Genomic DNA, 11,596 nt, shown 5'->3' with positions numbered 1-11,596 from the left:
GCGCGGGGAGCGTCCGCGGGATGGGCAGTTCGGCGGTGACCGGCGCGGTGCCGGCCGGCGACCGGCCCGACCCGCCGTCGACCTGCCCCGGTACGTCGCGTACCAGGCGATCGCGGCGGTGCACCGGGACGACGCGTACGCCAACCTGGTGCTGCCGACGATGCTGCGTGACGAGGGGCTGACCGGTCGGGACGCCGCCTTCGCCACCGAGCTGACCTACGGCACCCTGCGCCACACCGGCACCCTCGACGCGATCATCACGGACGCCGCCGGGCGGGACGTCGAGCGGATCGACCCACCGGTCCGGGACGCGCTGCGGATCGGGGTGTACCAGCTGCTGCACACCCGGGTGCCGGCGCACGCAGCGGTCTCCTCGACCGTGGACCTGGTCCGGTCGGTCGGTCCGGGCGCCACCGGGTTCGCCAACGCGGTGCTCCGCGAGGTCGCCACCCGGGACGTCGACGGCTGGGTGGCGAAACTCGCCCCGCCCAGGGAGACCGACCCGGTCGGCCACCTCGCGCTGGCGTACAGCCATCCGCAGTGGATCGTGCGCGCCTTCTCGGAGGCGCTCGGCGGGGACCTGGCCGAGACGGAACGGCTGCTGATCGAGGACAACGAGCGGCCCCCGGTGCACCTCTGCGCCCGCCCCGGGCTGGCCGACCCGGTCGAGCTGGCCGACGAGGTGGGCGGCGCGCCGGGCGCGTTCTCCCCGTACGCGGTCTACCTGTCCGGGGGCGCGCCGGGCGAGCTGCGGGCGGTGGCCGAGGGCCGGGCCCACGTCCAGGACGAGGGCTCCCAGCTGGTGGCGAACGCGCTGACGGTCGCGCCGCTGGACGGTCCGGACGGCCGCTGGCTGGACCTCTGCGCCGGCCCGGGCGGCAAGGCCGGCCTGCTCGGCGCCATCGCGGCGCAGCGGGGCGCCCGGCTCACCGCCGTCGAGGTGGCCGAGCACCGGGCCCGGCTGGTGGAGCAGGCCACCAAGGGCCTGCCGGTGACTGTGCTGGCCACCGACGGGCGGACGGTCGGCGCCGACCCGAAGCTGCCCGAGGGCCACTTCGACCGGGTACTGGTCGACGCGCCGTGCACCGGTCTGGGCTCGCTGCGCCGGCGGCCGGAGTCCCGCTGGCGCCGCCAGCCCTCCGACCTGCCGCCGCTGACCCGGTTGCAGCGGGAACTGCTCACCGCCGCGCTGCGGGCGGTCCGCCCCGGCGGCCTGGTCGCCTACGTCACCTGCTCCCCGCACACGGTGGAGACGCACGTGACGGTGACCGAGGCGTCCCGCCGGTGCGGCTTCCCGGTCGACTTCGTCGATGCCCGGCCGCTGCTGCCGGCCGGCATGCCAGGGCTCGGTGACGGCCCCACGGTGCAGCTCTGGCCGCACCGGCACGGCACCGACGCGATGTTCCTGGCGGTGCTGCGCCGGGGGTGAGCGCCCGACGTTCCCCGTTGACCTGCTCGTGGAGGACTCGTCGTTGCAGACCAGCTTCGTCCTCGACGACGTCACCCTGCAGGTCAGCTAGAACGAAAAGGGGGGGTGGGCCGGCCGGCCCACCCCGCCCGCTCACTGGATCGGCAGGCCCTTGGTGCCGGCGCCCTTCAGCGAGCGGGTCAGCGTGCGGTCGTCCAGCCAGAGGAAGCACTGCACGCCCCGGTTGCCGTCCTTCCACTCCTGCTCGTATGGGTGGTAGATGATCGTGCCGGCCCGGTACTGCATGTCGCTGTTGTTCGGCACCTTGACGTACTTGGCGATCAGCCCCCGGCAGGCCTTGTGCGCCCGCAGGGGGGTGCGCTGGAACTCGGCGTAGGTGATGTCCGGGGCCTGGTAGATGCCGACGAACTCGGCGTGGTGCTTCGCCGTGCAGGCGACCGGCCGCATCTCCTCGATGTCGTCCTTCGACAGCTTCGGGTTGAAGCAGCCGAGGGTCAGCGGGGAGCCCGCCGCCAGCGCGTTCTTCAACGACGCGCTCCGCGGGATGACGCTGTTGTCGTCCAGGCTGGCCACCTCGGAGACGTCGCAGCGGAACCAGCGGGCACCGCCCGTCCAGGCCGTCGTCGACGGGAAGATGACGGTTAGCATCAGCCGCCCGGAGCGCCAGTCGGCCCCCACCGCCTTGCTGACCTGCCGATCGCACTCCGCGTGCGCCGTCCGCATCCCGTTCGAGCCGGCGCGCGGGGGGGCGCTCCGATCGGCGTCCGTTCCGGTCAACGTACCGACGTGCAGGGTCTCCGCCCGGTGCGAGGCGGTGCAGTCGACCGGGCTGTAGCCGGTGAGGTAGCCAACTTCCTGGACCGTGGTGTGGCAAGCCCCGTTCGCCGGCACGAAACCCTTCGCCGGGCCGAAGCCCGGCCAGTCGTCGGTCAGGTTCCCGTCCGCCCCGCCCGGCGCGCCGCAGCCGGCGAGCGCCAGCACCGCCACCGCGCCCACGGCGATCGCCGTCCACCATCGCCGCATCCGCCGACCTCCCCGCAGTCCGTGGTCGCGCCGACCGGCTCCGAGCGCCGGTACGCCACGGCGGTGCAGCATACGGCACCGCGGCTCAGCTGGCGGGTAGTCCCTGCGGGCCGGCGCCGCGCATGGAGCGGGTCAGCCGCCGGTCGTCGCTCCACAGGAAACAGCGCACCCCCCGGTCGCCCTCCTCCCACTCCCGCTGCGACGGCGGGTAGAAGATGGAGCCGGCCCGGTACGGCAGCTCGCTGTTGTTCGGCACGTTGGCGAAAGCCGCGATCAATGCCATGCAGCGCCGGTGCACCTGTTGGCGGGCCTTGATGAACTGCGCCCAGCTCATGTCGCGTTCGACGTAGACGCCGACGAACTCGGCCCGGTGCGGCTCGGTACAGAGCACCGGCGCCATGTAGTTGAGGTTGTTGCCGATCAGCTTGGGGTCGAAGCAGCGGTGGACCAGCGGGTTGTCGCCGATCATCGCGCCGCGCAGGCTGCCGACCCGGTTGACCGGTCGGGTGTTGTCGATGCTGTCGGTCTCGCTCAGGTCGCACCGGTACCACCGGGCGCCGGCGAGCCAGGCGGTCACGGAGGGGACCGCGATGGTCAGCGTGAGCCGGGCGGAGTGCCAGTCCCCGCCGATCACCAACCGGGCCCGCTGGTCGCACTCGGCGCGGGCGGTGCGCAGCGCGGGGGAGCCCGGCTCGGGTCGCGCCCCGGCGGCGGCCGGGCCGGTGAAGGTGCCGACATGCACGGCCTCGGCCAGGTGGCTGCGCCCGCAGTCCACGGTCTCGTACGTGCCGGCCTGCACGACCACGGTGATCCGGGGCAGGCAGGCGTCCGTGGCGGGGATGAACAGCTGGGGCGCCGGCAGGGCGGGCCAGTCGTCGACCAGGTCGCCGTCGGCACGGTGCGGCTGGACGCAGCCGACCAGGACCATCGTCGCCGTGCCGGCCAGCGCCAGCGCCACGAGCCACCGTCGCATCGTCCGCCCTTTCCGGGAGCTGACAGCCGGTCGCCGCGACCCGTGCGGCGTCCCCCGCCGCCGGGCGTGCAGCCTACGTGACCGTCCCCGTTGGAGTGTTGCTGTCTTTCGGTCGATCGGCCAGTCATCGATGGCTTCTCGTCCGGGATGTCCGCACCGGAAGGGCCGATCATGCACCGGGAGCCACCGCTGGGTCACAGCGGGTCTCAGCCGGTGCCGCGCTGCGGGCGGCGGGTGGCCGCGTTCGTACACTGGCCCCGTGACCGTACCGCCGCTGATCGTCGCGCCCAGCATCCTGGCCGCCGATTTCGCCCGCCTGGCCGAAGAGGTCCGCGCCGTCGAGCACGCCGCCGACTGGTTGCACGTGGACGTCATGGACAACCACTTCGTGCCGAACCTGACCATCGGGCTGCCGGTGGTGCAGAGCCTGCGCGCCGCCACCGAGCTGCCCTTCGACGTGCACCTCATGATCGAGGACCCGCGCCGGTGGGCGCCCGGGTACGCCGACGCCGGCGCGTACAACGTCACCTTCCACGTCGAGGCGTGCGACGACCCGGTCGCCCTCGCCAAGGACCTCCGCTCCGCCGGGGCGAAGGCGGGGCTGGCGATCGACCGGGACACCCCGATCGAGCCCTACCTGGAGCTGCTGCCCAGCTTCGACACCCTGCTGATCATGACGATCAAGGCGGGCTTCGGCGGGCAGCGGTTCATCCCGCAGCTGCTGGAGAAGGTGCGTACGGCCCGCCGGCACGTGGACAGCGGCCATCTCGAACTGCGGATCGAGGTCGACGGCGGGATTGCCGCGGACACCATCGAGCAGGCGGCCGCCGCCGGCGCGGACGCCTTCGTCGCCGGAACCGCCGTCTACGGAGCCGACGATCCGGCCGAGGCGGTACGCCGCCTGCGTGCCCAGGCGGAACGCGCGATCGCCGGGGCCTGAGATGGACCCGGCGGACGAGCGACCCGACGTCATCCTCGTCGTCGACGACGACGAGGACATCGCGCGTTTCGTCGAGTTCAACCTGCGGCTGCACGGCTTCGAGGTGATCCACGCCAGCGACGGCCAGGAGGCGCTCGAAATGATCGAGCGGCAACGGCCGGACCTGGCCGTGGTCGACCTGATGATGCCGCGCATCGACGGCCTGGAGCTGACCCGCCGGCTGCGCGCCGACCCGATGACCTCCGCCCTGCCGGTCATCATGCTGACCGCCAAGGGCATGACCGTGGACAAGGTGCACGGCCTCACCGCCGGCGCCGACGACTACCTGGTCAAGCCGTTCGACACCGCCGAACTGGTGGCCCGGGTCAGCTCCACCCTGCGCCGCAACAAGGAGTTCCGCGAGGTCTCCCCGCTCACCGGGCTGCCTGGCAACAGCCGGATCCGGCGGGAGATCAGCGACCGGGTCCGCAACGGCGCCGACTACGCCGTCGGCTACATCGACATCGACCGGTTCAAGAGCGTGAACGACCGGTACGGCTTCGTCCGCGGCGACGAGTTCATCTCCGCGCTGGCCCGCAGCCTGCACCGGGCGGTGGTCTCGATCGGGCTGCCGCCGGCCTTCCTCGGGCACGTCGGCGGCGACGACTTCGTGATCGTCTGCACGCCCAGCCAGGTGCGCCCGCTGACCAGCCGGGCGGTGGTGGACTTCGAGAAGGCCGCGGACGCCCTCTACGACCCGACCGACCGGGAGCGCGGCTTCGTCGAGTTGAAGGACCGCCGGGGCAACATCCGCCGGGCCGCCCTGGTCACCCTCTCCATCGGCGTCTCGCTCTCCGACTCGGGCAAGCGCTTCACCAACCCGCTGGAAGCCATCGCCGTGGCATCCGAGATGAAAACCGTCGCCAAGAGCCAACCCGGGTCGTACGTGGCGGTGGACCGGCGGCGCGGAGTTACGTGATCGTGCCGTCTTGCTGTGAGGTACCTCGCCTCTGTGGCGCGGGCCCCGGCCCGGCGTGTAAGACTTCCGGTGTACCCACCACGCGCTGGCGGGGCTCGGTGAAATTCCGAACCGGCGGTGATCCACGGTCCGACCGTGGTAAGCCCGCGACCCGGACGGCTTCGGCCGGACGGTGGACCTGGTGAGAATCCGGGGCCGACGGTTGGGAGCGGGGCGACCCACTCCCAGACAGTCCGGATGGGAGACAGCGCGCGGGACGGGGGAGGGCCCTGCCGGCCGCTGACACCTCAGCGCCGCCTGGGCTCCCCGGGGCGGCACCGCCGTCCCCGGATCTCCGCCGCCGCCTGTCTGCGGCACCGTGCCGATGCCTCCCAGCCCCGCCCGCGCGCGACCGGCGAGTGAGAGGGCAGGGACGGGCGATGGCCAGCGTCTCCATCGACGAGGCGATGCGTCGCGCCATCGCGCTGGCCGCCCGGGGACTCGGCACCACCAGCCCCAACCCCGTCGTCGGCTGCGTGCTGTTGGACACCGACGGCGAAGTCGTCGGCGAGGGCTTCCACGCGTACGCCGGCGGTCCGCACGCCGAGATCGTCGCGCTCGCCCAGGCCGGCGAGCGGGCCCGCGGCGGCACCGCCGTGGTCACTCTCGAACCCTGCGACCACCACGGCCGCACCGGCCCGTGCAGCCTCGCGCTGATCCAGGCCGGGGTCGCCCGGGTGGTGGTCGCGGTCCCCGATCCCAACCCGGTCGCTTCCGGCGGCGCCGCCACGCTGCGCGCCGCCGGCATCCAGGTCGAGTTCGGGGTACGGGCCGAGGAGGCCGAGGCCGGCAACGTGGCGTGGCTGACCTCGATGCGCCGCGGCTGGCCGTACGTGATCTGGAAGTACGCGGCCACCCTCGACGGGCGCTCCGCCGCCGCCGACGGCACCAGCATGTGGATCACCTCCGAGGCGGCCCGGATCGACGTGCACGCCCTGCGGGGCACGGTCGACGCGGTGATCGTCGGGGTGGGCACCGTGCTCGCCGATGACCCCCGGCTGACCGCCCGCAACCTGCGCGACGGCACCCTGGCCATCCGGCAGCCGCTGCGGGTGGTGGTGGACAGCTCGGGGCGTACCCCCGACCAGGCCCGGGTCCGCGACGGCGCCGCCCGCACCTGGGTTGCCACCACCGCGGAGGTCGGGGCCGGGCCGGACGGCCGGGTCGACCTGCCGGCGCTGCTCGCGGAGCTGCACCACCGCGGCGTGCGGGCGGCCCTGCTGGAGGGCGGCCCCCGGCTGGCGGGCGCGTTCCTCGCCGCCGGCCTGATCGACAAGATCGTCGGCTACGTGGCGCCGAAGCTGCTCGGCAACGGCCCGACCGCACTGCTCGACGCCGGCGTGACCACCATCGCCGACGTCATCGATCTGGAGATCACCGACGTTACGCAGGTCGGTCCCGACCTGCGGATCACCGCGCTGCCCCGGAAAAGGGAGGGCTGACATGTTCACCGGCATCGTCGAGGAACTGGGCGAGGTCGTCCGGACCACCGAGACCGGAGGTGACTCCGCGCTGCTGGCCATCCGCGGCCCGCTGGTCACCTCGGACGCCCGGCACGGCGACTCCATCGCGGTCAACGGGGTCTGCCTGACCGTGGTCGACGTCGACGGTGGCGTCTTCACCGCCGACGTGATGGGGGAGACCCTGCGCCGCTCCGCGCTCGGCGCGCTGCGCCCCGGTGACCCGGTCAACCTGGAGCGGGCCGCCGCGCTCGGCAGCCGGCTCGGCGGGCACCTGGTCCAGGGGCACGTCGACGGGGTCGGCGAGGTGCTCTCCCGGGAGCCCGCCCCGCAGTGGGAGACGGTCCGCTTCCGGCTGCCCGCCGCCCTGTCCCGGTACGTGGTGGAGAAGGGCTCCATCACCATCGACGGGGTGTCGCTGACCGTCGCCGCGGTCGGCGACGACTGGTTCGCCGTCGGCCTGATCCCGACCACCCTCAAGCTGACCACCCTCGGCGCCAAGGGGGTCGGCGAGCCGGTCAACCTGGAGGTGGACGTGCTCGCCAAGTACGTCGAGCGGCTCCTCGGCGACCGCGTCGCCGGCGGCCCGGCGCTGCCCGGCGGCGCCGCCGTGCCGGGGGGTGACCGGTGATGGGCCCGCTCGGCTGGCTGCTCGACGCCCAGGTCCACGTCGCCGGCTCGCCGGTGCTGGTCCGGGAGATCGTCGGCAACGTCTTCGGCCTCGCCTCGGCGCTGCTCGGGCTGCGCCGGCTGGTCTGGGCCTGGCCGGTCGGCATGATCGGCAACGCGCTGCTCTTCACCGTCTTCCTCGGCGGCGTGTTCGCCACCCCGCAGGCGCACGACCTCTACGGCCAGGCCGGCCGGCAGGTCTTCTTCTTCGCGGTCAGCGTCTACGGCTGGTGGCGCTGGTCCCGCAACCAGCGCGGGGGAGCGGCGGAGCAGCCGGCGGTGACGCCGCGCTGGGCGACCGGTAGGGAACGCCTCGGCCTGCTGGCCGCCGCGGCCGTCGGCACCGCCGCCGGGTACCCGGTGCTCGCCGCGCTCGGCTCCTGGGGTCCGCTGCCGGACGCCTGGATCCTGGTCGGCAGCCTCCTCGCCACGTACGGCATGGCCCGCGGCTGGGTCGAGTTCTGGCTGATCTGGATCGCCGTCGACGCCGTCGGCGTCCCGCTGCTGCTGCGCGGCCACTACTACCCGTCGGCCGCCATGTACCTGGTCTACGGCGCGTTCTGCGTCTGGGGCCTGGTCGCCTGGTGGCGTACCTCCCGGGCCAGCCAGCCGGCCCCCACCTCGATCCCGCCCACCTACTCGGAGGCCGTCGCATGAGCGAGCGTAGCGAGCGAATCATCAGGCTCAGTCCTTTGGTGCCTCATGACGGCACGGAGCGAAGCGGAGTGGCGGCATGAGCGCGTTTGCCAGCATCGAGCAGGCGGTGGCGGACATCGCCGCCGGCCGGCCCGTCGTCGTGGTCGACGACGAGGACCGGGAGAACGAGGGCGACCTGATCTTCGCGGCCGAGCTGGCCACCCCGGAGCTGGTCGCGTTCATGGTCCGCTACACCTCCGGCTACATCTGCGTGCCGCTGACCGAGTCGGAGTGCAACCGGCTGGACCTGCCGCCCATGCACCACACCAACCAGGACCGCCGCGGCACCGCGTACACGGTGACCGTGGACGCCCGGGAGGGGGTCAGCACGGGCATCTCGGCAGCCGACCGGTCGCACACCATCCGGCTGCTCGCCGACGCCGCCACCGACCCGACCGACCTGGCCCGCCCCGGGCACGTGGTGCCGCTGCGGGCCCGCGAGGGCGGGGTGCTGCGCCGGCCGGGGCACACCGAGGCGGCCGTCGACCTGACCCGGCTGGCCGGGTTGCGCCCGGCCGGCGTGCTCTGCGAGCTGGTCAACGACGACGGCACCATGATGCGCCTGCCGGACCTGGAGAAGTTCTGCGCCGAGCACGGCCTGACCCTGATCACCATCGCCGACCTGATCGCCCACCGGCGGCGTACCGAAAAGCAGGTGGAGCAGGTCGCCGACGCGCGGATGCCCACCCCGCACGGGGTGTTCCGGGCGCTCGGCTACCGCAGCGACTACGACTCCGCCGAGCACGTCGCGCTGGTGATGGGCGACCTCGGTGACGGGAAGGACGTGCTGGTCCGGGTGCACTCGGAGTGCCTCACCGGGGACGTCTTCGGCTCGCTGCGCTGCGATTGCGGCCCGCAGCTCCAGGCCGCCCTGGCCCGGGTGGCGCAGGAGGGGCGCGGGGTGGTGCTCTACGTGCGCGGGCACGAGGGCCGGGGCATCGGCCTGCTGCACAAGCTCCAGGCGTATCAGCTGCAGGACCTGGGCCGGGACACCGTCGACGCGAACCTCGACCTGGGGCTGCCCGCGGACGCCCGGGACTACGGCACCGGCGCGCAGATCCTCTACGACATCGGCGTCCGCTCCATGCGGCTGCTGACCAACAACCCGGCCAAGCGGGCCGGCCTGGAGGGCTACGGCCTCACCGTGAGCGGCCGGGAAGGGCTCCCGATCCGGTCGAACCCGGAGAACGTGCGGTACCTGCGCACCAAGCGGGACCGGATGGGCCACCTGCTGGACGAGCTGGACGAGGTGACCGAGGCGCCGATGGGCCGCCCGGTCGCCGGTGACGAGATCGGAGCGTAGACATGGCGGGTTTCGGTGAGCCCGGGGTGACGACGGTGGACGCCGCCGGGATGACCGTCGGCGTGGTCGCCGCGCGCTGGCACGGCGAGCTGACCGACCACATGCTCGACCGGGCGGTCGCGGCGGCCGAGGCGTGCGGCGCGCGGGCGGTGGTGGCCCGGGTGGCCGGCTCGGTGGAGCTGCCCGTGGTGGCGCAGGCGCTCGCCCGCCGCTGCGACGTGGTGGTCGCCCTCGGCGTGGTGGTCCGCGGCGCGACCGCGCACTTCGACTACGTCTGCCGGTCGGTGACCGACGGGCTGACCCGGGTCGCGTTGGACGAGGGGAAGCCGGTCGCGCACGGGGTGCTCACGGTGGAGACCGTCGAGCAGGCCCGGGACCGGGCCGGGCTGCCCGGCTCGGCGGAGGACAAGGGCTGGGCGGCCACGGTCGCGGCGCTGGACGCCGCCCTGGCCGTCCGCGGCCTCGACGCCAGCTACGGCCACCGGGTCGGCTTCGGCGGCTGAACCGGCGCGCCTCCCGAGCGCGTGCCGCCCTTCGGCCGCGGCCTGTCGCCGCGGCCGGAGGGCGACGGCAGGTGCCCCGCCGCCGTTCCGCCCAGCATGTGGTCGACGTCGCGCCGCGACGGACCCGGCGCACGCGGTCACCCCGGGCGGCTGGAAGAATCGCCTTCCGTGAAGACGTTCGAGGAGTTGTTCGCCGAGCTGCAGGCCAAGGCCGCCGCCGGCACCCCGGGCTCGGGCACGGTCGCCGCGCTCGAGAAGGGGGTGCACTTCATCGGCAAGAAGGTCGTCGAGGAGGCGGCCGAGTCGTGGATGGCGGCCGAGCACGAGGGTCCGGAGCGGGCCGCTGAGGAGATCTCCCAGCTGCTCTACCAGGCCCAGGTGCTGATGCTCGCCACCGGTCTCGAGCTCAAGGACGTCTACCGACATCTGTGAGTGCGCCCCGTCCGCTGATCATCAGATCGATCGAAGGAGCACTCCGACATGCTGCGTGTCGCCATCCCCAACAAGGGCACCCTGGCCGAACCGGCCGCCGGGATGCTGCGCGAGGCCGGTTACCAGCAGCGCCGCGACCCGAAGGACCTGGTCTGCCGCGACGAGGACAACGACGTCGAATTCTTCTACCTGCGTCCCCGGGACATCGCCACCTACGTCGGCTCCGGTGACCTGGACCTCGGCATCACCGGCCGGGACCTGCTGGTCGACTCCGGCGCCCGGGCCGAGGAGGTCGTCGACCTCGCCTTCGGCGGCGCCACCTTCCGCTTCGCCGCCAGACCGGACACCATCGCCTCGCCGAAGGAGCTGAGTGGCCACCGGATCGCCACCGCGTACCCGGGGGTGGTCAACCGGTACCTGGCGGAGCACGAGCTGAGCGCCGACGTCATCCGCCTCGACGGCGCGGTGGAGAACGCCGTCCGCCTCGGTGTGGCGGACGTGGTGGCCGACGTGGTCTCCACCGGGGCCACCCTGCGCCAGGCCGGGCTGGAGATCATCGGTGAGCCGCTGCTGATCTCCTCGGCGGTGCTCGTCCGCCGCGTCGGCGCGCCGGGCTGCGCCCAGGCCGAGCAGCTGCTCCGCCGGCTGCACGGGGTCCTGGTCGCCCGGCGGTACGTCATGCTCGCCTACGACGTGCCGGCCGGCCTGCTCGACCGGGCCAGCTCGCTGACTCCCGGCATCGAGTCCCCGACCGTCTCCCCGCTGCACCGCGAGGGCTGGGTGGCGGTCCAGGCCATGGTCCAGCGCGACGACGTGCACCGGATCATGGACGAGCTCTACGAGCTGGGCGCCCGGGCGATCCTGGTCACCAACATCCACGCCTGCCGGCTGTGAGGCCGCTGCCGGCCCCCGCCGCGCTGGCCATGGTCGTCCTCGGCGGGGTCGCCGCGGCGGCCCAGGGCGCGATCAACGCCGAGCTGGGCGAGCGGGCCGGCAATCCGGTGCTCGGCGCGGTGGTCAACAACCTCGGCGGGAGCCTGCTCGTCGCGATCGGGCTGCTGGCCGTCCCCTCCATGCGGGCCGGGCTGGCCGAGGGCCACCGCGTCGACCCCGCCGAGGACGACCATGGCCAGCGCGGCGGGGGCCGGCAGCGGCCTCACAGCCGGCAGGC

At 73.6% G+C, this 11,596-nt stretch carries 13 protein-coding genes and 1 riboswitch; of the genes, 11 read left to right on the top strand and 2 right to left on the bottom strand.

All coding sequences use genetic code 11. The features are described from left to right. Nucleotides 1-1,429: RsmB/NOP family class I SAM-dependent RNA methyltransferase (locus DKL51_RS24855; RefSeq protein WP_260428661.1), on the top strand; the 1,429-nt coding region annotated here is incomplete at its 5' end. Between the two features lie 132 nt (nt 1,430-1,561). Here DKL51_RS24855 and DKL51_RS24850 read toward each other — a convergent pair. Both DKL51_RS24850 and DKL51_RS24845 read right to left on the bottom strand, forming a co-directional pair. Continuing rightward, a complete protein-coding gene (locus DKL51_RS24850; protein ID WP_109944678.1) occupies nt 1,562-2,452 on the bottom strand; it encodes a septum formation family protein in 891 nt (296 codons plus the stop codon). Nucleotides 2,453-2,537: 85 nt separating this feature from the next. Beyond that, complete coding sequence (locus DKL51_RS24845; protein ID WP_109944679.1) at nt 2,538-3,425, bottom strand: septum formation family protein; 888 nt, start codon at nt 3,423-3,425, stop codon at nt 2,538-2,540. Between the two features lie 259 nt (nt 3,426-3,684). Here DKL51_RS24845 and rpe point away from each other — a divergent pair, with 259 nt between their 5' ends. The 10 genes from rpe to DKL51_RS24795 all read left to right on the top strand — a co-directional run. Continuing rightward, on the top strand, nt 3,685-4,365 hold the full coding sequence (rpe, locus tag DKL51_RS24840; RefSeq protein ID WP_109944680.1) for a ribulose-phosphate 3-epimerase: 681 nt from the start codon (nt 3,685-3,687) through the stop codon (nt 4,363-4,365). A 1-nt stretch (nt 4,366) separates the two neighbouring features. Then, a complete protein-coding gene (locus tag DKL51_RS24835) occupies nt 4,367-5,323 on the top strand; it encodes a GGDEF domain-containing response regulator (protein ID WP_109944681.1) in 957 nt (318 codons plus the stop codon). A gap of 80 nt (nt 5,324-5,403) precedes the next feature. Beyond that, nucleotides 5,404-5,576: riboswitch (FMN riboswitch) on the top strand. Between the two features lie 166 nt (nt 5,577-5,742). Then, entirely contained in the window at nt 5,743-6,804 is a 1,062-nt protein-coding gene (gene ribD, locus DKL51_RS24830; protein WP_109944682.1) for a bifunctional diaminohydroxyphosphoribosylaminopyrimidine deaminase/5-amino-6-(5-phosphoribosylamino)uracil reductase RibD, read from the top strand. A 1-nt stretch (nt 6,805) separates the two neighbouring features. Continuing rightward, nucleotides 6,806-7,453 carry a riboflavin synthase gene (locus tag DKL51_RS24825; protein ID WP_109944683.1) on the top strand — a complete coding sequence of 216 codons (648 nt, stop codon included), beginning with the start codon at nt 6,806-6,808 and terminating at the stop codon, nt 7,451-7,453. Further along, the gene (gene pnuC, locus DKL51_RS24820; RefSeq protein WP_109944684.1) at nt 7,453-8,148 is read left to right on the top strand and encodes a nicotinamide riboside transporter PnuC; all 696 of its coding nucleotides are present in this window, start codon (nt 7,453-7,455) and stop codon (nt 8,146-8,148) included. Before DKL51_RS24825 ends, pnuC begins: the two co-directional genes overlap by 1 nt. 76 nt (nt 8,149-8,224) lie before the next feature. Continuing rightward, complete coding sequence (locus DKL51_RS24815) at nt 8,225-9,490, top strand: bifunctional 3,4-dihydroxy-2-butanone-4-phosphate synthase/GTP cyclohydrolase II (RefSeq protein WP_109944685.1); 1,266 nt, start codon at nt 8,225-8,227, stop codon at nt 9,488-9,490. Nucleotides 9,491-9,492: 2 nt separating this feature from the next. After that, complete coding sequence (ribH, locus tag DKL51_RS24810) at nt 9,493-9,993, top strand: 6,7-dimethyl-8-ribityllumazine synthase (protein WP_109944686.1); 501 nt, start codon at nt 9,493-9,495, stop codon at nt 9,991-9,993. 168 nt (nt 9,994-10,161) lie between these two features. Next, nucleotides 10,162-10,425: a phosphoribosyl-ATP diphosphatase gene (locus DKL51_RS24805; protein ID WP_036375234.1), complete on the top strand. Its 264-nt coding sequence runs from the start codon at nt 10,162-10,164 to the stop codon at nt 10,423-10,425. A gap of 48 nt (nt 10,426-10,473) precedes the next feature. After that, on the top strand, nt 10,474-11,319 hold the full coding sequence (gene hisG, locus DKL51_RS24800; RefSeq protein WP_109944687.1) for an ATP phosphoribosyltransferase: 846 nt from the start codon (nt 10,474-10,476) through the stop codon (nt 11,317-11,319). Further along, nucleotides 11,316-11,596: DMT family transporter (locus DKL51_RS24795; protein ID WP_185734914.1), on the top strand; the 281-nt coding region annotated here is incomplete at its 3' end. The genes hisG and DKL51_RS24795, both read left to right, overlap by 4 nt.

The sequence above is a fragment of the Micromonospora globispora genome, from assembly GCF_003857015.1.
Classification (GTDB): domain Bacteria; phylum Actinomycetota; class Actinomycetes; order Mycobacteriales; family Micromonosporaceae; genus Micromonospora; species Micromonospora globispora.
This window is presented reverse-complemented; position numbering and strand designations above follow the sequence as displayed.

Excerpts from the sequence above, each read along its gene's own strand:
- DKL51_RS24850 (WP_109944678.1), bottom strand. The coding sequence starts at position 2,452 with ATGCGGCGATGGTGGACGGCGATCGCCGTGGGCGCGGTGGCGGTGCTG.
- DKL51_RS24845 (WP_109944679.1), bottom strand. The coding sequence starts at position 3,425 with ATGCGACGGTGGCTCGTGGCGCTGGCGCTGGCCGGCACGGCGACGATG.
- DKL51_RS24835 (WP_109944681.1), top strand. The coding sequence starts at position 4,367 with ATGGACCCGGCGGACGAGCGACCCGACGTCATCCTCGTCGTCGACGAC.
- ribD (WP_109944682.1), top strand. The coding sequence starts at position 5,743 with ATGGCCAGCGTCTCCATCGACGAGGCGATGCGTCGCGCCATCGCGCTG.
- DKL51_RS24825 (WP_109944683.1), top strand. The coding sequence starts at position 6,806 with ATGTTCACCGGCATCGTCGAGGAACTGGGCGAGGTCGTCCGGACCACC.
- pnuC (WP_109944684.1), top strand. The coding sequence starts at position 7,453 with ATGGGCCCGCTCGGCTGGCTGCTCGACGCCCAGGTCCACGTCGCCGGC.
- DKL51_RS24815 (WP_109944685.1), top strand. The coding sequence starts at position 8,225 with ATGAGCGCGTTTGCCAGCATCGAGCAGGCGGTGGCGGACATCGCCGCC.
- ribH (WP_109944686.1), top strand. The coding sequence starts at position 9,493 with ATGGCGGGTTTCGGTGAGCCCGGGGTGACGACGGTGGACGCCGCCGGG.
- hisG (WP_109944687.1), top strand. The coding sequence starts at position 10,474 with ATGCTGCGTGTCGCCATCCCCAACAAGGGCACCCTGGCCGAACCGGCC.